This window comes from Azospirillum fermentarium (genome assembly GCF_025961205.1).
GTDB lineage: Bacteria > Pseudomonadota > Alphaproteobacteria > Azospirillales > Azospirillaceae > Azospirillum > Azospirillum fermentarium.
The window spans coordinates 46,431-70,595 of record NZ_JAOQNH010000004.1; the positions used below are offsets into that span (position 1 = coordinate 46,431).

The 24,165-nt window shown below is 69.4% G+C and carries 19 protein-coding genes; 10 read left to right on the plus strand and 9 right to left on the minus strand.

Annotated features, from left to right (window positions below; genetic code table 11):
• Positions 1 to 21: 21 nt before the first annotated feature.
• From rfaE1 to cysD, 4 genes are all read right to left on the minus strand, one after another.
• Entirely contained in the window at positions 22 to 1,500 is a 1,479-nt protein-coding gene (rfaE1, locus tag M2352_RS25805; protein ID WP_264667521.1) for a D-glycero-beta-D-manno-heptose-7-phosphate kinase, read from the minus strand.
• A 60-nt stretch (positions 1,501 to 1,560) separates the two neighbouring features.
• Positions 1,561 to 2,700 carry a tetratricopeptide repeat protein gene (locus M2352_RS25810; RefSeq protein ID WP_264667395.1) on the minus strand — a complete coding sequence of 380 codons (1,140 nt, stop codon included), beginning with the start codon at positions 2,698 to 2,700 and terminating at the stop codon, positions 1,561 to 1,563.
• Positions 2,701 to 2,762: 62 nt separating this feature from the next.
• Positions 2,763 to 4,673: an adenylyl-sulfate kinase gene (gene cysC / locus M2352_RS25815; protein ID WP_264667396.1), complete on the minus strand. Its 1,911-nt coding sequence runs from the start codon at positions 4,671 to 4,673 to the stop codon at positions 2,763 to 2,765.
• A gap of 17 nt (positions 4,674 to 4,690) precedes the next feature.
• On the minus strand, positions 4,691 to 5,503 hold the full coding sequence (gene cysD / locus M2352_RS25820; protein ID WP_264667397.1) for a sulfate adenylyltransferase subunit CysD: 813 nt from the start codon (positions 5,501 to 5,503) through the stop codon (positions 4,691 to 4,693).
• Positions 5,504 to 5,613: 110 nt separating this feature from the next.
• On the opposite strand from cysD, the gene M2352_RS25825 reads away from it, so the two are divergent.
• On the plus strand, positions 5,614 to 6,483 hold the full coding sequence (locus M2352_RS25825; protein WP_264667398.1) for a sugar nucleotide-binding protein: 870 nt from the start codon (positions 5,614 to 5,616) through the stop codon (positions 6,481 to 6,483).
• A gap of 152 nt (positions 6,484 to 6,635) precedes the next feature.
• On the plus strand, positions 6,636 to 8,222 hold the full coding sequence (locus tag M2352_RS25830; RefSeq protein ID WP_264667399.1) for a glycosyltransferase family 4 protein: 1,587 nt from the start codon (positions 6,636 to 6,638) through the stop codon (positions 8,220 to 8,222).
• 9 nt (positions 8,223 to 8,231) lie between these two features.
• Here M2352_RS25830 and rfbC read toward each other — a convergent pair whose 3' ends face one another.
• Positions 8,232 to 8,798: a dTDP-4-dehydrorhamnose 3,5-epimerase gene (rfbC, locus tag M2352_RS25835; protein ID WP_264667400.1), complete on the minus strand. Its 567-nt coding sequence runs from the start codon at positions 8,796 to 8,798 to the stop codon at positions 8,232 to 8,234.
• Between the two features lie 119 nt (positions 8,799 to 8,917).
• Here rfbC and M2352_RS25840 point away from each other — a divergent pair, with 119 nt between their 5' ends.
• The gene (locus M2352_RS25840) at positions 8,918 to 10,087 is read left to right on the plus strand and encodes a methyltransferase domain-containing protein (RefSeq protein ID WP_264667401.1); all 1,170 of its coding nucleotides are present in this window, start codon (positions 8,918 to 8,920) and stop codon (positions 10,085 to 10,087) included.
• A 6-nt stretch (positions 10,088 to 10,093) separates the two neighbouring features.
• On the opposite strand, the gene M2352_RS25845 is transcribed toward M2352_RS25840, so the two are convergent.
• Entirely contained in the window at positions 10,094 to 10,432 is a 339-nt protein-coding gene (locus tag M2352_RS25845; RefSeq protein WP_264667402.1) for a nuclear transport factor 2 family protein, read from the minus strand.
• A gap of 173 nt (positions 10,433 to 10,605) precedes the next feature.
• Here M2352_RS25845 and M2352_RS25850 point away from each other — a divergent pair, with 173 nt between their 5' ends.
• Both M2352_RS25850 and M2352_RS25855 read left to right on the plus strand, forming a co-directional pair.
• Complete coding sequence (locus tag M2352_RS25850; protein ID WP_264667403.1) at positions 10,606 to 11,691, plus strand: 3-oxoacyl-ACP synthase III family protein; 1,086 nt, start codon at positions 10,606 to 10,608, stop codon at positions 11,689 to 11,691.
• Between the two features lie 5 nt (positions 11,692 to 11,696).
• Positions 11,697 to 12,470 carry an SDR family NAD(P)-dependent oxidoreductase gene (locus tag M2352_RS25855; protein ID WP_264667404.1) on the plus strand — a complete coding sequence of 258 codons (774 nt, stop codon included), beginning with the start codon at positions 11,697 to 11,699 and terminating at the stop codon, positions 12,468 to 12,470.
• A gap of 11 nt (positions 12,471 to 12,481) precedes the next feature.
• Here the strand turns inward: M2352_RS25855 and M2352_RS25860 are convergent, their stop codons facing one another.
• Positions 12,482 to 14,206 (minus strand): tetratricopeptide repeat protein, encoded by a 1,725-nt coding sequence (locus M2352_RS25860; RefSeq protein WP_264667405.1) that lies wholly within the window; start codon positions 14,204 to 14,206, stop codon positions 12,482 to 12,484.
• 325 nt (positions 14,207 to 14,531) lie between these two features.
• On the opposite strand from M2352_RS25860, the gene M2352_RS25865 reads away from it, so the two are divergent.
• Both M2352_RS25865 and M2352_RS25870 read left to right on the plus strand, forming a co-directional pair.
• Positions 14,532 to 15,845 carry a WavE lipopolysaccharide synthesis family protein gene (locus M2352_RS25865; protein WP_264667406.1) on the plus strand — a complete coding sequence of 438 codons (1,314 nt, stop codon included), beginning with the start codon at positions 14,532 to 14,534 and terminating at the stop codon, positions 15,843 to 15,845.
• A 77-nt stretch (positions 15,846 to 15,922) separates the two neighbouring features.
• Positions 15,923 to 18,073, plus strand: a complete 2,151-nt coding sequence (locus M2352_RS25870; RefSeq protein WP_264667407.1) for a tetratricopeptide repeat protein — start codon at positions 15,923 to 15,925, stop codon at positions 18,071 to 18,073.
• 25 nt (positions 18,074 to 18,098) lie between these two features.
• Here the strand turns inward: M2352_RS25870 and M2352_RS25875 are convergent, their stop codons facing one another.
• Together M2352_RS25875 and M2352_RS25880 are read right to left on the minus strand one after the other, a co-directional pair.
• A complete protein-coding gene (locus M2352_RS25875; protein ID WP_264667408.1) occupies positions 18,099 to 19,490 on the minus strand; it encodes a radical SAM protein in 1,392 nt (463 codons plus the stop codon).
• 139 nt (positions 19,491 to 19,629) lie between these two features.
• A complete protein-coding gene (locus M2352_RS25880; RefSeq protein WP_264667409.1) occupies positions 19,630 to 20,610 on the minus strand; it encodes a glycosyltransferase in 981 nt (326 codons plus the stop codon).
• 84 nt (positions 20,611 to 20,694) lie between these two features.
• Between M2352_RS25880 and M2352_RS25885 the strand changes: the two genes are divergently transcribed.
• The 3 genes from M2352_RS25885 to M2352_RS25895 are packed head-to-tail and all read left to right on the plus strand — an operon-like array spanning position 20,695 to position 24,164.
• On the plus strand, positions 20,695 to 21,819 hold the full coding sequence (locus M2352_RS25885) for a tetratricopeptide repeat protein (protein ID WP_264667410.1): 1,125 nt from the start codon (positions 20,695 to 20,697) through the stop codon (positions 21,817 to 21,819).
• A 3-nt stretch (positions 21,820 to 21,822) separates the two neighbouring features.
• On the plus strand, positions 21,823 to 23,634 hold the full coding sequence (locus M2352_RS25890; RefSeq protein WP_264667411.1) for a hypothetical protein: 1,812 nt from the start codon (positions 21,823 to 21,825) through the stop codon (positions 23,632 to 23,634).
• A complete protein-coding gene (locus tag M2352_RS25895; protein ID WP_264667412.1) occupies positions 23,631 to 24,164 on the plus strand; it encodes a hypothetical protein in 534 nt (177 codons plus the stop codon). The genes M2352_RS25890 and M2352_RS25895 overlap by 4 nt, the downstream gene beginning before the upstream one ends.
• The last annotated feature ends 1 nt before the right edge of the window (position 24,165 follow it).

The following is a 24,165-nucleotide window of genomic DNA, read 5'->3' on the forward strand; positions in this document are numbered from 1 at the left end:
GGCGGGTCTTCCGGTGCCGCCTCATCCCCGTGACGGCGGCACCCGCATGCGCTGGACCAGCCGGGTGGTGCTCTGCTCCGGGACCAGCCCGGCCAGCATGACCCGGCCGCCGTACGACTGCACCACATCGGCCCCGACCACGGTGTCGATGGTGTAGTCGGCCCCCTTGACCAGCACATCGGGGCGGATGGCGCGGATCAGTTCCAGGGGCGTATCCTCGGTGAACAACACCACCAGATCGACCGACGCCAGCGATGCCAGGACGGTGGCGCGGGCCACCTCGTTCTGAACCGGCCGCTCCGGCCCCTTAAGGCGGGAGACGGAGGCGTCGCTGTTCAGCCCCACGATCAGTCGGTCGCACGCCCCGCGTGCCTGGGCCAGCAGCGACACGTGGCCGGGGTGGAGCAGGTCGAAACAGCCGTTGGTGAAGCCCACCGTCTGCCCCGCCCGCCGCCACCCGGCGATCAGAGCCTGGGCCTCGGACAGGCTCACGACCTTGGCATGGTCATGGCCCGACTGCTCGTCCATCAGCTCGCGGCGCAATTCCTCGGGGTGGACCACGGCGGTGCCAACCTTGCCCACCACGATGCCGGCGGCGGCGTTGGCCAGACGGGCGGCATCGCCCAGGGACGCCCCGGCGGCCAGACCGGCGGCCAGAACCGCCACCACCGTATCGCCGGCCCCCGACACGTCGAACACCTCCCGCGCGGTGGCGGGAATCTGGTCGGCCCGACCGTCGCCGTCCACCAGGGTCATGCCGTCCTCGCTGCGGGTCACCAGCACTCGTTCAATACCGCTGGCGGCGATCAGGTGGCGGGCGGCGGCCACCGCCGCATCGTCGCTGTCCACCGGCATGCCCGTCACTGCCGCCAGTTCCGACCGGTTGGGCGTGACCAGGGCCGCCCCGCGGTAGTGGGAGAAATCGCGCCCCTTGGGGTCTACGATCACCGGCTTGCCCGCCTGCCGGGCGAGATCGATCAGCCGCCGCACCAGATCCGGCGTCAGTACCCCCTTGCCGTAGTCGGACAGCACCACCACGCCGCATTCGGCCATGCGGGCGGCGCAGACGTCCAGCAGCGCCTGTTCGGTGGCGGGGGTGATGGCGGCCGTGGTTTCCAGGTCCGCGCGCAAAAGCTGGTGGCTTTCGGCGATGAAGCGGGTCTTTTCGGTGGTGATCCGATCCGGCTCGGTCAGCAGATGGGGCTGGACCCCCGGCTCGTCGGCCAGCAGCCCAGCGGTCTTCCGGCCCGCCGCATCGTCGCCGATCACCGACACGAAGGTCACCGCGGCCCCGATGGCGCCGATGTTGCGGGCGACGTTTCCGGCCCCGCCCAGCATCAGCGTCTCCCGCCCGACCCGCAGTACGGGAATGGGGGCCTCGGGGGAAATGCGGGTGACCGAACCGTACACGAAACGGTCCAGCATCACGTCCCCGATGCACAGAACCGTGGAGTTCTGCCAGCCGTCAATCACCGCACCCAGATTGCTCACGTCGCCCATCATCAAAACCCGTCCGTCAAACCGCCCGTTCGATAGCACCCGCCCCGTCCTGCCGGAAGATCATTCCTTCGGCGTGGACTCGACGATGGTGTAGTCCACGTTGCGCCAGATGTAGCATTTCTGATTGTAGTGGGAGGCATCGACCGCGCAGTGGATGGCCGGCTCGGGCTTCTCGCCCTTGATGGCGGCGGCCAGGCTGTTCGCCCCGGAATGCACGGTGATGAACGCCCTGGCCCCCGCCAGCGCGTCGCACAGCTCATAGATGCTGCCGATGGTGTGGCTGGGAATATCGTCCATCCCGCCGTTGTCCTCCGACACGTTCTTGGCGGAGAAACGGAGCTGCACGAGCTGGGCCGGGTCGTAATGGAACCGTTCACAGGTGAAGCGCAGGAACCAGCGCATGGATTCCGCCGGATAGCGGATGGTGCTGGAACTCAGGTCCACCAGGATGCGGCCCGCCAGGGTGGGGTGAGGCTTGGGCGTATAATAAATCCGCGGAAGATCGTTGGTGGGGGGCAGCCCGTGCAGCACCTCGATCCGCGTCAGCCAGTTCAGGATGTGGGAATGGGTAAGGAAGCCCTTGCGCAGCGGCGCCATGCCGGCCTTGCCCGGCCCGGTGGACACCCCGCTGACATAGGGATTCATGCCCCACACCAGATCGTGGATTTCCGGGTTGCGGGTGCGGTTCTGGTCCGAGATCCACACCCGCTTGCCGCGCTTGGCGAACAGCTCGGGCAGGGTGGAATAGAGCAGATTGTCGCCCAGGCCGGGGTTGTGCTGATAGATGACGATATCGTCCTCATCCCCCAGCGGGCTCTCACTCCAGACGGTTTCCATCGCCTTGTGATAGGCCACGCGCAGCATCTTGGCCCCGGCCTCGTGGCCCGGCTCCAACGCCAGCAGCCGGCGATAGGCGGCGACCGCCTCCTCGTACCGCCAGGCCCGCGACAACTGGTTGCCCAGGTTGAAATGGGCGTTCGCCATGCCCGGCACCACGGCGACGGCCCGCCCGATCAGCCGGGCGGCACCGTCCAGATCACCGCTGCCTCCCATGGCCACCCCCAGCAGGTGCAACCCGTCGGGGTGTTCGGGGATGATGCTCAGCAGCGTCCGGTACAGGGGGATGGCAGCAGCGGGATCGCCGGCCTGATGGCGGGCGACGGCCTGGGCGAGCAAGGTATCCGGTGCGGGCAGCGCCATGGATGCGGTCTTCGTCAGCGATGGAAAAAAAACAGGGGGTGGGGCGGGTGCGGTACGCCCCCCTATACCCCATCCGGTGTGGAATCGGGAACCGACAGGCCGAGGCGGGTGGTCAGAAACGCCACGGCACGGGCAACACAGGCGTCGGCGTCCTCCACCTCGGTGTCCAGCACCAGATCAGGGGATTCCGGCGGTTCGTAGGGGGACGATATGCCGGTGAAGTCGGGCAGGGCGCCGGCCCGCGCCTTGGCGTAGAGCCCCTTGGGATCACGCCGCTCGCAGGTGTCCAGCGACGCCTTGACATAGATCTCCACGAACGGACAGCCCGCCGCTTCCGCCGCCGCGCGGGCGCGGGCCCGGTCGGCGCGGTAGGGGGAGATGAAGGCGGTGACCGCCACCATGCCGGCGTCGGCGAACAGCGCCGCCACAGCGCCCACGCGGCGGATGTTCTCCGCCCGGTCGGCGGGGGAAAAGCCCAGGTCGGCGTTCAGCCCCCGGCGCACGTTGTCCCCGTCCAGCACATAAGTGTGGTAGCCGAGCGCGAACAGCCGCTGCTCCAGCCGCATGGACAAGGTGGACTTGCCCGCCCCCGATAGGCCGGTCAGCCACACCACCGCCCCCCGGTGCCCCAGCCGCCGCGCCCGCACCTCGGGTGTCAGCAGATGGTCCACCCGGTGCAGATTGGCGGTGCGCGGGGCCGCCATCAGCCGTCGCTGGTCGGGATATCCCTCCATGCCGACAATGCCGCCGCCCACGATGTCGCCGCCGTCCACCAGCACCGCCCGCCCGGTGGCCGGGTTGTCGGCATGGCCGTCCAGCGCCACCAGGGTGTCGGTGCGCAGGATCACCTCCGCCACCGCGTTGCGCGCCACCACGGTGCCGGTGCGGGTGGCCAGCGTGTCGGTATCGACGATCTTTTCCACCGTCTGCACCGTCACCCCCACCCGGCGGGTCGCCAGCCGCAAGGTGTAGCGGTCTCCCACGGCCAGAGGCCGGGCGGCGAACCAGAACAGGCGGATGCGGAAGACGTCGGTGAGTTGCGGCGGGTAGTCCTCGTGGCTGGCGAGGTCACCGCGCTCCACATACACCGGCTCGTCCAGGGTGAAGCCCACCGCCTGTCCGGCCCGCGCCTCCATGGGTGGGACGGCCGTCCCATAAACCTCGATCCCCGTGACGCGGGCGTTACGGCCCGAGGGGGAGAACAGCAGCCGGTCGCCCACGCGCAGGATGCCGCTTTCCACCCGCCCCACCACGATCCGCCGCCCGTCGGTGCGGTAGACGTCCTGGACCGGAAAACGCAAGGGGCGGTCCACCGCCGGGCGGGCCGCATCGAAACGGTCCAGCACCTCCAGCAGCGTCGGGCCGCCGAACCAGCCCAAGGCATCGGAATAGGCGGCGATGCCGTCGCCGTGGCGGGCGGAGATGGGCAGGATGGCGGCGGCGGTCAGGCCGATGCCGGCCAGATACCGTTCCACCTCCCGCGACAGGGCACCGAAACGGGCGGCGGAATGGTCCACCGCGTCCATCTTGTTGATGACCACCGCCACCTGCCGCAGCCCCAGCAGATGCAGAAGATAGGCGTGCCGCCGGGTCTGGTCGCGCAGGCCCTCCGCCGCGTCCACCACCAGCACGGCGGCATCGGCAGCGGCGGCGCCGCTGACCATGTTCTTCAGGAACTCACGGTGGCCGGGGGCGTCGATGATCACCACGTCGCGGGTGGCAGTGCGAAACCAGATCTGGGTGGTGTCGATGGTCACCGCCTGATCCCGTTCCGCCTGGAAGCTGTCCAGGACGAAGGACCATTCCAGCGGCACCCCGCGCCGGGCGCTGACCGCTTCCAGCTCCGCCAGCTTGCCGTCGGGCAGCGAGCCGGTGTCGTGCAGCAGCCGCCCGATCAGGGTGGATTTTCCGTGGTCCACATGACCGGTGATGACGATGCGGATCTGCCGGTGCGCGGATGTCGAGGTCGGCATGGGTGGCGGCCCCCTGTTCACATGTACCCGCTGCGGCGCAGCCGTTCGAACGCATCCTCGGATTCATGATCCATGGTGCGTCCGGCGCGCTCGGGCGTGCGGCTGGTTTCCAGCTCGGCGATGATCTCGTCGATGGTGGCGGCGGTGCTGGGGATGGGAACGGTGATGTTCTTTTCGCCCAAAGAGCGGTAGCGCATGCCGTCACGGGCCAGATACAGCGGCACGATGGGGATGCCCTCCTGCCGGGTGTAGCGCCAGATGTCCAGCTCGGTCCAATGGAGCAGGGGATGGATGCGCAGGTGCGCCCCCTCCGGCACTTCGGTCTTGTACTGGTCCCAGAACTCGGCGGGCTGGTCCTTGAAGTTCCACGCCCCATCCTCGCCGCGGGGGCTGAAGACGCGCTCCTTGGCCCGCATGCTCTGTTCGTCGCGGCGGATACCGAGGAAGATGCCCTTGTAGCCATGGGTGCGCAGCAACGCCTTCAGCCCCTCGGTCTTGCGCGCCGCGGCGCGGCCACCGGGGGGCAGGGTGGGGTCCATGACCTCTTCCGGCGGGCAATCCACCACCTGCAAATCCAGGTTCCAGTCCCGCGCCATGGCATCGCGGAATTCATAGACCTCCGGCAGTTCCATGCCGGTGTCCAACTGCACCATGGGGAAGGGCACACGCCCGAAGAACGCCTTGCGCACCATCCACAACAGCGCGGTGCTGTCCTTGCCGATGGACCACAGCATGGCCAGTGGCCGGATCTCGGCAAAGGCTTCGCGCAGGATGTAGAGGGTGCGGGCCTCCAACTCTTCCAGGTCGCTCGACACCGGATCTCTGGACATGGACGGAACGGCTCCGGGATAACAGGGGCGGACGGCGCGGCGGACGTTAGCACAGGTGCCGGGGCCGGAACACCCCGCCGCCCGGCGCCGCCCGACAAGGATCATGTTTCATGACACGAGCCTCTCCTCGTCTCCCGCGCCATCTGCTGATCGTCGGCGGAAGCGGACGGCTGGGACGCGCGCTGTCGGCGGCGGCGCGGGATGCCGGGGTGCGGGTCACCGCCACCACCCGCCATCCCCATGACGCCGGTCCCGGCATGCCATTCCTCGATCTGGCCAGAAACGCCGGGCGCTTCCGCCCCCCCGCCGATGCGGATGCGGCGGTTCTGTGCGCCGCGGTGACCGACCTGCGGCTCTGCGCCGCCGACCCCGCCCTGGCCCGCCGGATCAACCACGATGCGGTGCTGGCAGTGGCGGCGGCCTGCAGGGACGCCGGGATCTTCATGGTCTTCCCCTCCACCAATCTGGTGTTCGACGGCACCCGCCCGTTCCGCCGTACCGACGAGGCGCCAACCCCGCACACACCCTATGGCCGGCTGAAGGCCGAGACCGAAGCCGCCCTGCTGGCGGCGGGAAACGCCGCGGTGCTGCGGCTGACCAAGGTGCTGGACCCCGCATTGCCGCTGCTGGCCGGGTGGGCGGCGGCCCTGCGCGCCGGACAGCCGGTGCGGGCGTTTCACGACATGGTGCTGGCCCCGGTGGGGCTGGACCACGCGGCGGGGGCTCTGCTGGCCCTGGCCGGCGCCCGCCGGGCGGGCGTGGCGCACCTGTCGGGGGACCGCGATCTCTCCTACCACGCCCTGGCCGGCATTCTGGCGGCCCGGCTGGGGGTGCCGGCGGGACCGGTTGCCCCCGCATCCCGGCGGGACGCCGGCATTGCCGACGCCGCGGCCCCGGCCCACACCACCTTGAGCATGGATGGTTTGTCGGATGTGGCCGGAACCGGACCCGTGACGCTGGACCGGATAGCGCTCTGCTGAGGGGAGAGGGCAATGGGCGTCTGGTGTTGCGGACCTGTTGTCGTTACTGTCGCCGCCGCATCCCATCATGAAACATCAAGGTCGCTATGAAGGACGCCGCCATTTGCTTCGCCGGGGAATCCGATCGTGTGGAATCCTCCTTTTACGGACGGATGGCAGCCAACACCGGGATTGTGACCGCCTGGGCGCGCTACGGCAGCGGCACCAACCTCCATTGCGTCACCCCGACCCCCGACGACGCCCGCAAGCTTCTGGAACTGCTCAAACGCCATGAGCTGGACAAGCGCCCGCTGGTGCGTTTCTCCTCTTACGCCCAGTCGCTGCCCCAGAACGGCGTCGGCACCCTGTTCCGGCTCGACCCGAACCTGACCGACATGCTGTGGACCCGGCGGATCAGCGGGGCCGAGCGGGCGTTCAGCATCTGCGGCCTGACCCACACGCTCTCCCCCACCGCGGTCATCGAATGGATGTCGTACCTGACCGTCGGCCCGGCCCAGCCATGGGACGCGCTGGTCTGCACTTCCCGCGCTGCACGCAGCCTGGTGACGGACTTGTGCGAGCAGTGGCGTGAGTATTTGGGGGAACGGGTGGGTGCCACCCACCGGGCACCGGTGCACCTGCCGGTCATTCCCCTGGGCATCGACACGGCCCCCTTGGCCCACGACCCGGCCAAGCGCGCCACCCTGCGCACCCGCCTGGGCATCGGCGAGCAGGATGTAGCGTTGCTGTTCTCGGGCCGTCTCAGCTTTTTCGAAAAGGCGCACCCGGCGCCCATGTTCATCGCCGCCGAGCTGGCCCAGGCACGCACGGACAAAAAGCTGCACCTGATGCTGGCCGGGCGCTTTCCCGACCCGGCGCACGAGGCGCTCTACCGGCGCGAGGCGGCGGAGCTGGCACCCTCGGTCACCCTGCACATCCTGGATGGGGCCGACCCCGAGCTTTTCGGGCCGTCGCGGTCGGCGGCGGACCTGTTCATCTCCCTGTCCGACAATCTCCAGGAAACCTTCGGCCTGACCCCGGTGGAAGCCATGGCCGCCGGTCTGCCGGCGCTGGTGTCCGATTGGGACGGCTACCGCGACACGGTGGACGATGGCGTGACCGGCGTCCGCATCCCGGTCCTGATGCCCCCCGCCGGAACCGGCGAGGCCATCAGCAGCCAGCATTACATCGGCCGGGACTATTACCGTTTCCTGGGTCAGGTCAGCCAGCGGACGGCGGTGGACCTGGAAGCCGCGGCGGCGGCCATCGCCGCGCTGGCCAACGACCCTGCCCGCCGCCGGGCCATGGGGCAGGCCGGGGTGGAACGCGCCCGCCGCCTGTTCGACTGGAGCGTCGTGATCCCGCAGTACGAGGCGCTGTGGGCCGAACTGCGCGCCATCCGCGAGGCCGCGGCACCGGGGTCCACGCTGGCGCCGGTGGCTCCCGATCCCTTCCGCCTCTACGCCTCCTTCGCCACCGCCGCCCCGGACCCCACATGGGCGGTCACGCTGATGCCGGGCTGGCAGGCGCGCTTCGCCGTGCTGAAGGCTGACGATCTGGCCCGGGTCCATGCCCCCGTAAGCGACAATTACACAGGGATCGACCACATGCTGGCCCAGCTCGACCGGTCCGGGCGGTCTTCCGTGGGGGATATCCAGGCGACGGTGCCGGCCAATGCCCACGCCGGCGTCCTCCACCTGCTGCTCTGGCTGATGAAGATGGGCATCATCCGCTTGACTCCGCCGGGCGCAGCGCGCTGAACAAGGCGGTCAGGCGGCGGTGAACCAGACCGGAAGTTCCGCCAGCGGTGGCTGGCGGCGGTCCTTGTCCGACAGCACCGCCGCATCCCCGTCCACCGGCCAGCCGATTCCCAGGGCCGGGTCATTCCACAGCACCCCCTTGTCACACTCGGGCGCGTAATAACCGGTGACCTTGTAGATCACCTCGGTGTTGGGCTCCAGGGTGCAGAAGCCGTGGGCGAACCCCACCGGAACGAAGATCTGATTCCAGGCCTCGGCGCTGATTTCCGCCGTCACATGCCGGCCATAGGTGGGCGAGCCATGGCGCAGGTCCACCGCCACATCCAGGATCGCCCCGCGCACCACCCGCACCAGCTTGGCCTGGGCGTGCGGCGGGGTCTGAAAGTGCAGCCCCCGCACCGTGCCCCGCTCGGCAGACAGGGACTGGTTGTCCTGCACGAAATCCACGTCCAGCGCCGGGTCCAGCGCGGCCAGCCGCCGCCGGTTGTAGGTCTCCGAAAAGAAGCCCCGTGAATCGCCGAAACGGGGGGGCTTCACAATCAGAACGTCGGGAATGGCAAGGCGCTCGATGTCCATGAACGGGATTTCCTGCAGACGGTCCGGGACCGGGGGCGCAACCGCCCCCCGGCCGTGCCATTGATGGCCGGGAACAGCGGCGCTGTCCAGCAGGGCGGAACGGGGATAAGGTGGCAGCCATGCCACTCCCCGATTCCCGTCCCCCGATTCCCTTCGACCCGGCCACCGTCCTCGTCCATGCCGCCGAACGGCACCGTGCCGGCCAGACGGCGGCGGCGGCGGTGCTCTACCGCCGTCTGCTGGCCGTCGCCCCGGACCAGCCCGACGCACTCCACCTGCTGGGCATGGCGGTGCGGGGGGACAGACCCGACGCCGGGAAACGGCTGCTGGCCCGCGCCCTGGCGGTACGCCCCGATCTGGTGCCGGCCTGGGTCAACCTTGCCCGCACGGCCAGGGCGGCAGGGCGCCCCACCCAGGCAGCGGGGGCGGCGCGCCGGGCCGTAGCACTCGACCCCGGCCTTGCCGCCGCCTATGGCACCCTGGCCGAAGCACTGGCCTATGAGGGGCAAGGGCGGGCGGCCACCCTTGCCCAGACCCGCGCCCGGGCGCTCGACCCCGCCAACCCGGACCATGCCCGCATCCTGGCCGGCCTGCGCCGGCTGGCCGGGTGGGAGGCCGACGTCGCCCGCGTGCTGCCCGGCGGGGCGGCCCCCGTCTCGGCCACCCTGAACCGCATCGCCGGCTATTTCGACGGCACCATCGGCACCCACGGCGCCACCGCCGCCGGCATCAGCTACAGCGATTCCGGGCTGCACACCGCCAGCCTGCTGCGGCTGTCCCGTATCCTCGACACTTGCCCCGACGGCAACAGCCGGCTGCACGACATCGGCTGCGGCTATGGCCGGCTGTTCGAGATGGTGCGCACCCACCCGGCCCTGCGGTCCGGGCACTACTGGGGCTGCGACCTCAGCGCCCGGATGGTGGAGACCGCCCGGCGGCGGATCGCCGACCCCCGCGCCAGCTTTGCCGTCGCCTCTCTGCCCGACCGGATCGCCGATGTTACGGTCGTATCGGGAACCTATAACCTGCGTTTCGACCGTAACGACGGGCAATGGTGGGATTATATCCGCGGCAACCTGCGGCATCTGGCGCGGATGACCCGGCGGGGGCTGGCCTTTTCCCTGCTCAGCCGCCACGCCGCCGAGCGTCAGGACGCGCTGTTCTACGCCGATCCCGGGGCCGTGCTGGATTTCGTCCTGACGCACCTGACGCCGAACGCCGTCCTGCACCACGACTTCGCCGACAACGAATTCGCGGTGCTGGCCTATGGTCCGTTCCGGGACGGGTAAGCGGGGTTATTTGGGGATATCGAGATAGGCACGCAACTCGGCCATCTGGTCCCCGCGCCATTGGATCACATCCACGCCCTTCAAATGGGTCTGGTCCAGGTGCAGGTCGAATTCGATCAGCGTGGTGTCGCCGTCCACGAAGATGTGGCGGGCGGAAAACGACAGGGTTTCGCACGAGGCGAAGATGCCGGCCATGGCCTTCAGGGCGGCGTCCCGGCCCTCGATCCGCTTCACCACCGGGTCTTCCAGCGCGAAGCCGTCGGCCAGCAGCGGGGCGATCCGGCTGGGGTCGCGGGCATCGAACGCAGCAATGTAGGCGCGGGTCAGGGCGGCAAGATCGGTCATGAGAACGGCCTCCGGTCGGAAAGGGGTGGCGTCATCCGCCATGCCCCTGGGTAACCGAAGCCGTCCGCCGAACCAAGTGGCGCTTTCGCCGCCCCCCACCAGCCGCCATAATGGCCGGCACGGAAAATGCTGGCCTTTTGCCGGCGAAACCTCCGGCGGGGAGCGGGAACGGCATGGTCAAGGCGGTCATCGACGGGGTGCGCTACGCGGGCTTCATGGGCTGCGTGCCCAAGGGGCGGCACTCCTACCTCGACACCCCCGAGCCCTTCACTGTGGAAGAGGCGGAGAAGCTGGCCGCCGCCACCGGCGTGCGCGAGCGCCGGGTGGCCCCGCCGCACATCGGCACCTCCGACCTGTGCACCGCCGCCGCCCAGGCGCTGCTGGACCGGCTGGGGTGGGAGCCGTCCAGCGTGGAAGTGCTGATCTTCGTCTCCCAGGATGCCGACTACAACCTGCCGTCCACCGCCTGCCTGATCCAGAAGCGGCTGGGGCTGCCCACCTCGGCGGCGTGCTTCGACGTGTCGCTGGGGTGTTCGGGCTTCGTGTACGGCTCGTGGATCGCCTCCCGCCTGCTGGCGGGGTCGTCGGCCCGCCGGGCGCTGGTGCTGTCGGGCGACATCAGCACCCGCTATCTCATGCCGGGCGACCGGGCCACGCTGCCGCTGTTCGGCGATGCCGGGGCGGCGGCGGCGCTGGAGCGCGACGACGGCGCCCCCCTCATGCACGCGGTGTTCGGCACCGACGGCAGCGGCGCGCCCCACATCATGATCAAAGCCGGCGGACGGCGGAACCCGCTGGTGCCGGGTCTGGTCCCCCGCACCGCGGAGGAAGAGGCGGCCCTGTTCGCCGACAGCCGCCTGTCCCTGAACGGGGCGGAGGTGTTCGCCTTCACCCTGCGCGCCGTGCCGGCCCTGGTACGCGAGGTTCTGGACGCCGCCGGGCTGACGGTGGACCAGATCGACCTGTGCGTGATGCACCAGGCCAACGGCTTCATGCTGGAACACCTGCGCAAGAAGACCAAGATCCCGCCTGAGCGCTTCGTCATCGACATGGGGTCGTTCGGCAACACCAGTTCCGCCTCCATCCCGCTGGCCATCGGCCACCGGCTGGGGGAGGCGCTGGCAGCGGGCCCACGCAAGATGCTGATGGCCGGGTTCGGGGTGGGGTGGTCGTGGGGCGCCATCGTCGCCGACATCGGCCCGATCCCCGCACCCGCGGTGATCGACCTGCCCGACGATACCATCCCCCTGGCGCCCTGACGGTCATGACGGCCAACCTTCTCGACCTGACGGGCCGGCGCATCCTGGTGACCGGGGCGTCCGCCGACAGCGACATTGGGCGCACCATCGCCATGACCCTGGCCGGGCAAGGGGCACGGCTGGTGCTGGTCGGGCGCCGCGCCGAAGCGCTGGAAGAGACACGCGCCCTGCTGCCGGACCCGGACGGCCACCGGGTGGCCCCCTTCGACCTCACCACACTGGATGCGATCCCCGGCTGGATGAAGGAGCTGGCCTCCGGCGGCGGGCCGCTCGACGGGCTGGTCCATTCCGCCTCGATCCAGGGGTACACGGTGCTGCGCACCATGAGCGCCGCCGACATCGACCGCTATTTCCGCCTGAACACCGGGGCGGCGGCCATGCTGGCCCGCGGTTTCCAGCAAAAGGGGGTCGCCCCCCCCGGAGGGGGGGCCATCGTCTACATCGGATCGGTCGCCGGGCTTGCGGGGCAGAAGGGGCGTTCGCTCTACGCCGCGTCCAAGGCCGGGCTGACGGCGCTGGCCCAGTCGCTGGCACTAGAGCTGGCGGATCGGCGCATCCGGGTCAACGTGATCGCCCCGGCGGTGGTGCTGGGCCGGCAGGCGGAGCGGCAGTTCGCCATGCTCCCCCCCGTCCAGCGCGCCGCCCTGGACGCCGCCCACCCGCTGGGCTACGGCACGCCGGAGGACGTGGCGGCGGCGGCGGCTTTTCTGCTGGCCGGAACGGGCCGGTGGATCACCGGCGTGACGCTGCCGGTGGATGGGGGCTACCGCGCGGGATAGCCCCGCCGGTATCAGTCAAAGAACCACGGATAAAAGCAGAACGTCTCGGGCGCCGGCTCTGTCCGTTCCTTGCTGACCCGGAAATTGTGGCAGTCCATATTCACGCCCCATTTCTTGGAGAAATACTCCCACTGACGCGGGTAATTCTTTCCCGACGGGCGGCGCAGCAGGCGGGCGGCATTATCCGGCGACACCGTACCGTGCAACAGCCGGCGAAGCCCCAGGCTAGTGGTGCGAATCAGGGTGTCGCCGTATGGCTGATGACAGTGGTCTTCGAGATAAGCCCGGTCACCCAGGGCCAGATAGGCGCGATGATAATAGTCGGCTTCCTGAAATATGATGGATGTCAGGCATTCATCCCAGAAGCCGATCTTGTTCAGACCCGCCATGTTGATCGCCCAGAACTGGTCGCCGGGACCGATCATCATGAAATCGAAATTGTCCCGCTCCGTCTCAAACAGGCGCCAGACCGATTTCCGCACGACCAGATCGTCCTGCAACCCGATGACCCAATCGCATTCGGGTTCCCTGGCACGGCCGAAACCGAACAGCAGCGCCTGATTCCAGCTGCGTGCCAGATGGCCGGTGGAATTGGGATGCCGCAGGACGTTGTTGTATACCGTGACACCGGCGGGAACGAACGGGTCCACCGGATCCTTGTGATTGTTGATAACGTAGATCTCGGGATCTTCCAGGCTGTCCAGCAGCGCCGAGATGTTGCTGGTCAACGATGAAACGTCATTATAGGTGACGATGAAGACCCGCACCCGCCCGCTCAACCGGATCTTCCGGTCATTTGGAAATTTCTGGATCAGATGACGGTGCCGGACACAGTTGACGATCCCGTCGATGGCATCCTGACGGGTGCGGTCGATGGACAGGGCCGACAGAAACAGCCCTTCGGCGCCGCTGAAATCCTCCGCCGCGAACTTGGCGCCCGCCGCCAGGACAAGCCCGTCGACAGCACGCGGATGATCCGCGGGAATAAGCTCAAGTGCCCGGCCCGCGGATTCATATTGAGAAAAGATATCATGGACAAGAGCCACATTGTAATGAGCCTCGCCATCGTCGGGCTTCAGACGCAACATCGCCTGTGACAGCCGTTGCAACCGTCCCCAGTCGCCGGAATTCCGGCAAAAACTCATGGACTGCGTGATAAGCTGCGGTACGAACGTATAGGCGGCTGCGCTTCGTGCCGCGGCTTCCTCGTCCGCGCTGTCCGGCACCGGAGCCGTCAGATGATCGACGAATTCTTCGATAATCTTTAGGAGCATGTCGCGGTTGTTCAGAACAGACGCTGCGGTGGACACGGCCTTCGCCACCATACGGCATGCGTCCTCCACCTGCCCGAGGTAGAAAGAACCACGGGCCAAAATATAAAGACAGGGTAGAAAATCCGGTTTATGCACCAAGATAAGGCGCGCCAGATTGCATGCCTCCAGCCACTGCCTCTGTTCGGCCAATTCCTGGCAACGAGAGGCTGCCTGGGCCAGCGTGGTGTGAAAATTCATCCGAGCGGCGTCAAAATCCGGGTTGTGCGCCAGCACATCGGCCAGGATGACCAAGGCATCCATGTACCGGCCTTCAGCACGCGCCACCACCCCCAGCAGATGATGGGCATCCATGTTATCGGGGTCATGGACCAATGCCTCTTCGTAGAGGAGGCGGGCCGCCGCCAGATCTCCACCTTGATGAATCGTGATCGCTCGCTGGATGAGATCGGAGACGGAAACCATAAATCAAACAACCGGCTCAGGGGGAATGGGCGCCGCCAGACAGCGGCACGAAACGCTAATGGCCCTATGGGCTTTATTCAAGAGCGTGCAGGCGCGCCACAAGCCGAAAGACCCACGTTACATCATCTTTCCTTCCCCTTGGCCACCGCGTGGCGGCCAAGGGGAAGGAAAAGGAGGCGAAACCGAAACGGCAGATCGGCAAAATTTGCCCAGTGCACGGCATATTTTGCCGGGTCGAGCGGCATTTTGTGCCTGCGGCTGACGGCGGATGAGCCATGGTATAGCCTGGAATCGCCTCATCCCCGACCTTGCAGAAGACCCCACCATGCCCCTGGTACCCTGGACCGCGTTGGGAGACATGCACGACCGGATCGCGCTCGGCCGCGTGCGGCTGGTGGGGTGGGGCGCCGGAGGGTCATTCAAGGTCGCCTATTCCGCCTGCCCGCTGCAGTTGGCCTATCTGGTGGACAGCGATCCCGCCAAATGGGGAACCACGGTCTGGGGGATCGCAGTGCGCCCGCCCGAGGCCCTGCGGGAGGAAAATCCCGCCGACGTGGCGGTGGTGATCTATTCCGCCTTTCTGTTCGGGACCGAGATCCTGGCGGCCCTTGAATCCCTCGGCCCCTTTTCCGCGCTCTGGCCCTATGCCCCCCACATCGCCGGGCGGTTCGTAGACGCCCTGCGCCGGGGCATCGACCCGGCCATGACGCGCAAGCCCCCCGCCCGTGACGGTACGGGGATCGTGGTGCAGGGGCCGGTGATCGACGGGGTAACGGAAACGGTCCTGCGCTATCACGCCGGCACGTCGCCCGGCAGCCATCTGGTGCTGAGCACCTGGAGCACCACGCCGCCGGACCTGCTGGACCGGATGGCGCCGTGGTGCGACCGGCTGGTGGTCAGCGATCCGCCGGCGGTGCCGGGGCCGCAGAACCGCAACCTGCAGACCGTCTCCACCGCCGCCGGGCTGGCGGCCTTGGCCGAGGCGGGGGTGGACAAGGCGCTGAAGACCCGTACCGACACCCTGGCCGCCGCCCCGGATATTCTGGAGCGGGGGGCGGCGCTGCAGGCGGCCCATCCGGTGCGCTTTCCCGGCACCGCCAACCGGCTGGTGATTTCCGAACGCTTCACCTTCCGCTATCTGCCCTACACCATGTCCGATATCGTGATGTTCGGCGACGTGGCGGACCTGGCGGCCTATTGGTCCGCACCTCTGGACGAACGGTCGTTCAGCCCCTACACCCCCGATTGGCGGGCCACCAGCTACCGCGCCTTTTCCCAGGCCCGCGGCACGCCGGAAATCCATTACCTGACCAGCTATTGCCGCCGGCAGGGCCGTGAACCGGAATGGACGGTGGAAGACCATTGGGCCATCCTGCGCGACCTGTTCATGGTGGTGGACGAGGGATGGTTCGGGCTGTTCTTCCCGAAATACGGGTTCGACGACCTGCGCCGCTACGGCACCGGCCCCACCCCAGCGGCGGTGGTGGACCGCAACCTGTGGGACCGGCTGGCGGCGGGGTCGGCGGCGGCATGGGCCGAGGCGGCGGCGGTGGACATCGACGCCACCACCTTCGACGCCATGGTCGCCGTTCCGCCCGGCACCTGGACGGCGCTGGAGGCGGGCGCATCCAAAACCTAGGCAAAGCGTACAGTCTGTGATAGCTGCCACAGGGGCCTTCCGGCACCGGACGCAGACAAGGAAAAGGGGCAGAGCGCATGACCGGCCAGAACACCGCCGCCACCGGGACCGCACCTGCGCCGAACGGAGGCGCCATCGACGTGGACGCCTGGCGCCGCCGCATCCGCGCCGATGCCTTCGGCCGCTACCATTACGAGATGGGCATCGCCATCCTGGCCGAAGGCAACCTGCCGGCCGCCATCCAGCACCTGCAGACGGCCATCGACACCGACCCGACCCTGGTGGATGCCTATTACCACCTGGGCCGGATCGGCCAGTCGCAGGGGCAGACGGCGGAGGCCGAGGCGCTCTATGCCCGCGCCCGCGCGCAAGATCCCGGCTTTCCCGCCGGCACCCTGGTGCGGATGGCCCTGCGCACCCTGGACCGCAACGCCGAAGGGGACGGGGCGGATCAGGCGGTGGAACTGGCGCACCAGGCGCTCGCCCATGATCCCACCCATCGCGAGGCCCCGTGGATTCAGGCCTTGGTCCAGGCACGGCAAGGCCGGCTGGCTGCCGCCGCCGGGCTCCGCGCCGCCGACGGCGCTCCCCGCACCACGGGCCGGGACGAGGCCGCCGATCTGGCGTGGCGGTTCTACCGGCTGGCGGAAACCTGGCGGGAAGCCGGGGGTGAATCCGCCGATGTCGGCGAGGCGGTAAGCTGCGCCCTGGTGCTCGACCCCGATCTGCCCCAGGCTCTGGGGCTGTCGGCAGCCCTGCTGCATGAAAGCGGGCAGGCGGCCGCAGCCGAACCGCTGCTGCGGCGGGCGGTGTCGCTGCAGCCCGGCCTTCCCTGGCTGCACGCCCATCTGGGCAGCACCCTGAACGCCCTGGGCCGGGGCGCGGAAGCCGTGGCCGAATTGCGGCTCGCCGCCGCCGATCTGTCCGACAACTTCTGGGTGCTGGGCCAACTGGGCGAAGCGCTCAATCTCATCCGCGCCTATGGCGAGGCCGTTGCCGCCCTGCGCACGGCCGTCCGCCTGAAACCCGGTGTGCCGTGGGTTCTGGGTCAACTGGGTATCGCCCTGGCCAACACCAACGCCCACGACGAGGCTATCGCCGTCTTGCGCGCAGCGCTGGAGATCCAACCCGACGTACCGTGGATGCTGGGCCAGTTGGGTGCCGCTCTGTACGGCGCCGGACGCGTCGAGGAAGCCGTGCCGGCGCTGGAAAGCGCTCTGCGCCATGCCCCGGCCAACGCTTGGCTGCTGGCCATGCTGGGTGAAATCCGCATCGCCCAGACCCGCTTCGATGATGCCGCCGCTCTTTTCCGGCAGGCGCTGGATCATGATCCGTCCATCGGATGGGTTCATGCCCGGCTGGGCGACACGCTGTTCAAGGCCGGGCGGCTGGAAGAGGCGCAAGCCGTTCTGGCCACGACCTCCGAACGTTTCCCCGATCAGGCGGTGGACGGCGTGATGGGGCTGGTGCTCCTGACGGTGGGCAGGGGGGACGAAGCGGCGCAGGCGTTCCGCCGGGCGCTGGACCGCGCCCCGCTTCCCTGGCTGCACGAAGGGCTGGTCACCGCCCTTTTGATGACGGGACGGACAGCAGCGGCCGCCGACGCTTTCGCTGCCGGCTGGGCGGCGGGCATGGACCCCCTGACCGCCGCGGCCCGGCTGTTGACGTGGCCGCCACCGGCCGGGCTGGCCGCGGCGCTGACCACGCTGCGCACCGCCACGCCAGGGGCGGTCTGGCCGGTGGTTCTGATGGGACTGGCTCAAGTCGCCGACGGCAACGCCAACGGTGCTGCGGCTCTGCTGAATGGCGTGGCGGGCGAGTCCCTGCCCCAGACCGATCCGGTCTGGACCGGGACCGCATCCATCGTTCTGGGTATGGCCCGGACGGTGGCCGGCGATCCCGCGGGCGGGCTGGAGGCCCTGGACCGCGGGCTGTCCCTGGCAGGAGCCGCCGGCACACGCTGGCGCACCTACCGCGGGCTGACACTCCACGCCCTGGGCCGGCTGCCCGAAGCCGAAGCCGAGCACCGCGCCACGCTCGCCCTCATCCCCGAGGACAGCGCGGCCCGCCTGGCCCTGGCCCTGACGCTGGACGCCCAGGGACGCACCGCCGAAGGGCGCAACATCCTGCGGTTGGCCGAAGGCCAGAACCCCGGCCGTGTGCGGGCGCTGTGCCGGCTGCTGCCGGCGTGGGCCGGGCCGGCGCTGGACCGCCTGCGCCGGGAATAGGGGCCGCCGGAGCGGCCCCCCCCTTTCAGCTCTGGACGGACACCGGATCGGCGCCGCGGAACACCCAATCGGCCTCCTGATCCTCGACCACCTTCATCTGGTGGCGCTGGTAGTGGCGGGGGTCGTGGACCACCGGCCCGTCTTCCGGGTGCGCCTCGCCGAAGCCGATGACCTTGGCGTAGTCGCGGTGGAATCCGTCGCAGATGCCGGTCAGGGCACAGCCGTGGCACTCCTTCTCCTTGGTGTAGGGGTGCATGAAGCGGGTCTGCAGCACCCGGTATTCCTTGGTGCGGTATTCCCGTTCGGAAAAATGCCCGACCGGCCCCAGTTCGGGCACATAGAACGGCTCGCCCTTGCCACCGCCGGCGCGGGGGCGCAACTCGCCCAGGCGGTCGTCGATGGAGAACAGCGGCGGGCACGGTGCCGCCGAGACGCGGTTGTCGCCGCCGCCCGACCACAGTTCGGATTCGGTTTCCCATTCGTGCAGGTCGTAGATGATCTGCTGGAAGTTCTGGACGAACTTCCGGTACGGCTCGGGGAACACGCAGAACGGCATGTAGCGGATGTTGACCTCGATCTCGTTGGCGTCGAGGGTGTCGATGACCGGCATCAGCATGCGGGCCTGATCGCTGTAGCGCGGGATCTGGTCCTCGGGCCGGCGGCTCGACTGATCAACGAAGGGGTTGAAGGCGATGTAGTTGACCGACCGCGCTCCGAAACGCACCGCCGTTTCCGCGATCTGGTGCAGCTCCGGCAGGGTTTCCCGGCACAAGGTGGTGTTGAAGCGGAACGGAACGCCCGCCGCCTGCAACAGCTCCAGCGCCTTCATCTGCCGGGCCGACCCGCCGGGCACGCCGACGATCTTGTCGTACGTCTCGCCGATGCCGTGGATGGAGATCAGCAGGTCGAAGACGCCGGACGCCACCAGCTTCTCCACGTTCTTGGGCTTGTCGTACCACAGGGCGTTGGTGATCAGCGTCGGCTTCAGCCCGATCTCGTTGCAATAGCGGATCAGGTCGTAGATGTAGGGACAGATGGACGGTTCGCCGCCCTGGATGTCGATGGCGGTGTTGCCATAGACCTCGCGGACCTTGAGGCAGAGTTCCTTGGCCTTTTCGAACGACATGAACGCGTGCTCGGGATGGTGCGCGTTCTTGATCTTGTCGATGAAATAGCAGAAGTAGCAGCGCAGGTTGCAGGTCTGGCCCAGCCACATCACGCCGCGCCGTGACAGCGCCTTGACGTTGGACAGGCTGTAGCCGTTCTTGGCGATGCGGCGGACCTCCACCGCGGGATCCTGGGTCACCAGATAGTCGTCGTCGTCCCGGCGGAAGGCAAGGTCCAGGACCGGCGCGGCCCCTCCCTGCCGGGGCTGGTCCGTGTCGAGGCCGGCAACCGCGGCGATGGTATTCGACATAGGCTTCTCCTCAAAGAACGGCGCCTGTCCGGGACGGTGACACGGGCCAAGGGTACGGCGCTTCGGACGGTTGAATTACCATGCAACGGCCATGCCGGAAACAGGGCTGTGACCGGGAAAAATACCACGGAAATCAGGGCTATGGATGCGGATCGGGCGATGCGCCGGTTCCCGCCGGCCAGCCCGGCGCCAGATCGGGCAGGGCGTGCGTCATGACCCACCCGCCCTCCGGCTCGCCGTTGGCGAAACGGGCCACCCGCGCGGTAAAGCCCTGGCGATGCAGGGCGGCGGGATCGCCCGCCGCCGCCAGCCGGGCGAACTCCGCCTCCACCGCCCGGCCCGGCCCGTCCAGGCCCAGCCGGGCGAGACAGCCGTCCACCTCGGCATAATACCGGGCGATGTCGGCGCTGAGACGGTCGGCGTGGAACCGGTAGACCCCCGTCACCCGGTCCAGCACCACCGGACCCGCATGGGCGGCAAAGCGGCGCCACAGGTCGAAATCGGCGGCCAGCCGGAAGGTATCGTCCAGCCGGCCCCCGGCGTCGTCCCACAGGGACCGGCGCCACATCATCCCCTCAGGCTGGATCCATTGGAAACTGCGCCCCACGTGCAGGCCGGCGGCCAGGGTGCGGCGGGGATAGCCATACATCTCCTCTTCGATGAAGAAGGGGAAATCGGCCTCGTCGATGTTGGCCCGCCGCCCACACACCCAGCGTTCATCCGGGTGGGCCCGCAGAAACCGGGCCACGGTTTCCAGAGCCCCCGGATAAAACAGGTCGCTGGCGTTGATCCAGGTCATCACGTCGTCCGGCGGCCCGCCGGCCGTCACGGTGGCAAACCCACGGTTGAGAGCATCATAGATTCCGCGGTCCGGGGCGCTGGCAACGGTCAGCCGCAGCTCCCGGCATCCGGCGGGAAGCCGTCCATCCGCCACCGCCGCCTCCCAGAAGGCCAGCCGCTCCAGCGTCCCGTCGGTGGAACCGCCGTCCTGCACATGGTAATGCAGGCTGAAATCGCCGGCCTGGCTCAGCACGCTCAACAGCGTCCGGTCCAGCAGACCGGCATAGTTGAGACAGGGGGTGACGATGCAGAAACGGATCGGCGGCCTATCCGCGCGCACGGCGGATCTCCCATGGGTTGCAAAGGGCGGCACTGTCGGGCGATTGTCCTTCCCTTGTCAAGCGTCCCCCCGTTGATCCGCCCCATGCTCACCACCACCCCATCCCCCGCCCTGCGGCTGCTCGAACGGGCCGAGGACGCGCTCGCCCGCCACGATCCGGCGGGTGCGGCAGCCCTGTTCCGCCGCATCGTGGCGCTGGAACCGGCGCAGGCCGGCACGCTCTATGTCTTCGGGCAGGCGCTGCGCGATCTGGGGCGGGCCGAAGAGGGCGGGGCATGGCGCCGCCGGGCCTTCCAGACCGATCCCGCCGCCCTGCCGACGGCCAACCACCGCATGGGGGTGGCCTGGGCGCGGGCCGGACGGACCGGCATGGGCATAGCGGGCCAGCTTCAGGCCCTGGATCAGGATCCCGGTCATAGGGCGGCGGCGGACGCCCTGGAGCGGCTGGCCGCAGCGGCCTTGTCCCAGGGCGGGAATACGGGCGGCATGGATGGCGGGCTGTGGATCCGCACCGGGCACGCGGCCTTCCGCCTGGGATTCTTCGTGGTGGCGGAGGGGGCTTTCCGTCAGGCCGCCGCCGCCGCTCCCGACGACCCGGCCCCCCACCGCTATTTGGGAGACACCGGGGCCGCCATGGGGGACCACAGGGCCGCCGCCGCCGCCTTCGCCCATGCCGTCCGGCTGGCCCCGGATCATGGTGAGCACCGGCGCCGGCTGGCCGACAGCCTGTTCCGGCTGGACCGCATGGCGGACGCCGAGCGCCACCTGACCCACGCCCTGGCCCTGGACCCCGGCGGGGCCGGGCTGTGGGCCGATCTGGGGCTGGTCCGCTTCCATCGGCAAAACGGGGAGCAGGCGCTGCCGGCGCAGGCCCGTTCCATCCGGCTGGAGCCACAGACCATCGATTACCGCCGCTGTCTGGCCGATACCCTGTTCCTGCTCGACCGCACCGCCGAAGCGGAACGCCATGTGGGCAGCGCCCTGGCACTGGATCCCGGCGCCCCCATCCTGTGGACCGGCCTGGGCCATGTGCGGTTCCGGCAGCGGAAGCACGGTGGAGCGGCGGCAGCCTTCGTCCGCGCCCTGGCGCTGACGCCCGGCGTCCCGGACCTGGAGCGGTTCCGCCGCATCGCCGCCTACCGCCACCTCAACGCGCGGGTGATGGCGGGAGAGGGGACCGAGGACGATTCCGGCACGGGCCGTGCTTGACCGATGACCATGACCTACATCCAACTCCGCCCCGACCGGCGGCGGCTGGCCCACCCGCACCCGGTTCCGGCGGCACCGCTCTCATCCGGTTGGGATGCCGATCGGGGAGACGGCACCGTCACCGCCGTCAGCTTCCGCCCGCCGCCCACCGGCCATGCCGCCCGTGCCGTCCCCGTTCACGGCGCCACCCGCCTGACCCTGCCCCTCACCGGCGGCCCCGTGGTGCTGGCCCATCTGCACGGCGATTCCCGGCTGGCCCTGCCGCTGGTGTGGGACATCGTTCACGCCAGCCCCGTGGGCACCCGGTTCACGGTGGTGGAGGATGACGGCGTCCCGTCGCTGCTCGACCGCCCCTATTACACCACGTCCCTGCAGCCCCTGGGCCGCGACGGCATCCACCGCCATTACGAGAAGACCGCGCCCTGTCTGGTGGAAACCGCCGCCGGGCTGACGGGGTGGAGCTTCGCCGTGCGCCCGGTCCCGCACGATCCCCCCCATGTCCTGCGCCTGTGCCTGGCCCGGCTGCGCGCCCTGGCCGGGGCGGACGGAGAGATCCTGGTGGCCGGACCGTTGCCGGACGGCCTTCCTCCCGGTCCGGCCCGGTCCGTGACGGCGGCGGGCGATGCCGCCGCCGTGCGCGATGCCCTGGCCGCCGCCGCCGGACAGCCGAACTTGTGCCTTTTGGACAGCCGCCACATCCTGCCGCTCAATTTCCATGCCCTGATGGCGGCCCACGGCGACGGCTTCGGGCTGCTGGGCTTCCAGACCCTGAGCGTGCTGGACCGTGCCGGGTTGCACGCGCAGCGTCACGGCGACGCCCAGACCCTGGACTGGCGGCTTCCCGGCCCGCTGCTGGCCGACCCGCCCACCGATGACGGCGAAGCGCGGGTCCGGCCCCTGATCCACCGGTTCGGCCCCTTCACCGCCCGCCCGGCCCACGCGGGCGATTACCGGGAAAGCCAGCACCTGACCGGCATCCGCCTGTGCAAGACCGCCCTGTGGCGCCGTTACCCCGCCCACGATCCGGGGGCGTCTTCCTGGCAGGCCCCGGACTGGGACGACGGGGCGGATGTGGAGCACGGGCTGCGGCTGGCCGCCGCCGGGATTCCCAGCCGGCTGGCCGCCCGCGGCTTCGCCCAGACCCTCTATCCCGACCCCGCCCGCGCCGGCACACGGGACGAACGGGACCGGGCCGGCACCGGCACGGTGCGGCGGGGGGTGTCCCTGGGCTGGTTGCCCACCCTGCCGCGGGGGCGCAAGCCGGTGCTGCCGGTCACCGCCGGCGAACACCGCCGGGGCCTCTACCGCGTCATCGACGCCCATGTGGAAGCCCCGTTCCGCGATGCGGTGCGCCACGCCGTCGCCACCACCCCACCGACCGCCCGCGGGCATCTGTTCCTGGCGCTGCTGATCCTGGACCGCACGCCCCTGCGCCGGGACCGGGCGGCGCTGTCGGCCTTTCTCGACGCCTGGTTCGCCACGGTGCTGCGGGTGCCGCTGCCGCCGTTCCGCAAGGCCAGACTGCTGTCCATGGCGGCAGACGCCGACGGCGATGCCTTCACCGGCGCGGTGCGCGAGACGCTGGCCCTGCGCCATCTGGCCGGGCTGTGCGCCCACGGGCGGCTGTTCGGCGAGCCCGGCGATGCCCTGGTCCCCGACACCCCGTGGACGGCGGCGGGACGGCAGCTGTTCGCCGTCTGGCTGCGGCTTCTGGGGCGGGATGCCATCGTTCATCACGGCACATGGGCCGAACTGCTGGCCGACCTGAAGGCCGCCACCCCCTTGACCGATTTGCAGGATGGGGACACGCCATGACCCTGCGGTTCCATTTCGTGGACGACAACGCCCTGGCCGCCGACGGCACCCTGGCCGGGCGGCTGGCGGCACGGCTGGCGGTCGAGCCGCCGTTGCCGGACCTCACCGTTCTCACCCCGGCCTATCTCGACGCCCTGCCGGCGGACGCGGCGGCCATGCCCATGACCGGCGGGCCGGACGGGACCATTCCCGACGCTCCGGCGGTGCTCTACGCCGGCCCCTTGGATGCCCTGCCCGAGCGGGCGGCGGCGATGCTGGCGGGGGGATGGTCCATGGCGGTGGTGGTCCCCGCCCCCCCGGCACAGATGCCGGCCCTGGCGGAAGCGTTGCGGCCCCGGCTGTACCTGAGCCATCCCCACCGCAGCTTCGCCGAGCTGCGGTCCTTCGCCAACCAGATCGTCGGGGACAGCATCCTGTTCAGTGAATATTCCGCCGTGCGTCCGCCGCTGCTGGCCCGCCCCACCCGGTTCGGGCGGTTCCTGCGCCAGCGGGCCATCGACTGGGTTCTGCGCCCGCTGGGGCTGTGGTGAC

Coding starts and splice junctions, on each gene's coding strand:
- M2352_RS25855 (WP_264667404.1), top strand. CDS start 11,697: ATGACGGCCAACCTTCTCGACCTGACGGGCCGGCGCATCCTGGTGACC.
- M2352_RS25850 (WP_264667403.1), top strand. CDS start 10,606: ATGGTCAAGGCGGTCATCGACGGGGTGCGCTACGCGGGCTTCATGGGC.
- M2352_RS25810 (WP_264667395.1), bottom strand. CDS start 2,700: ATGGCGCTGCCCGCACCGGATACCTTGCTCGCCCAGGCCGTCGCCCGC.
- cysC (WP_264667396.1), bottom strand. CDS start 4,673: ATGCCGACCTCGACATCCGCGCACCGGCAGATCCGCATCGTCATCACC.
- M2352_RS25870 (WP_264667407.1), top strand. CDS start 15,923: ATGACCGGCCAGAACACCGCCGCCACCGGGACCGCACCTGCGCCGAAC.
- M2352_RS25875 (WP_264667408.1), bottom strand. CDS start 19,490: ATGTCGAATACCATCGCCGCGGTTGCCGGCCTCGACACGGACCAGCCC.
- rfaE1 (WP_264667521.1), bottom strand. CDS start 1,500: ATGGGCGACGTGAGCAATCTGGGTGCGGTGATTGACGGCTGGCAGAAC.
- rfbC (WP_264667400.1), bottom strand. CDS start 8,798: ATGGACATCGAGCGCCTTGCCATTCCCGACGTTCTGATTGTGAAGCCC.
- M2352_RS25825 (WP_264667398.1), top strand. CDS start 5,614: ATGACACGAGCCTCTCCTCGTCTCCCGCGCCATCTGCTGATCGTCGGC.
- cysD (WP_264667397.1), bottom strand. CDS start 5,503: ATGTCCAGAGATCCGGTGTCGAGCGACCTGGAAGAGTTGGAGGCCCGC.
- M2352_RS25895 (WP_264667412.1), top strand. CDS start 23,631: ATGACCCTGCGGTTCCATTTCGTGGACGACAACGCCCTGGCCGCCGAC.
- M2352_RS25830 (WP_264667399.1), top strand. CDS start 6,636: ATGGCAGCCAACACCGGGATTGTGACCGCCTGGGCGCGCTACGGCAGC.
- M2352_RS25860 (WP_264667405.1), bottom strand. CDS start 14,206: ATGGTTTCCGTCTCCGATCTCATCCAGCGAGCGATCACGATTCATCAA.
- M2352_RS25840 (WP_264667401.1), top strand. CDS start 8,918: ATGCCACTCCCCGATTCCCGTCCCCCGATTCCCTTCGACCCGGCCACC.
- M2352_RS25890 (WP_264667411.1), top strand. CDS start 21,823: ATGACCATGACCTACATCCAACTCCGCCCCGACCGGCGGCGGCTGGCC.
- M2352_RS25865 (WP_264667406.1), top strand. CDS start 14,532: ATGCCCCTGGTACCCTGGACCGCGTTGGGAGACATGCACGACCGGATC.
- M2352_RS25885 (WP_264667410.1), top strand. CDS start 20,695: ATGCTCACCACCACCCCATCCCCCGCCCTGCGGCTGCTCGAACGGGCC.
- M2352_RS25845 (WP_264667402.1), bottom strand. CDS start 10,432: ATGACCGATCTTGCCGCCCTGACCCGCGCCTACATTGCTGCGTTCGAT.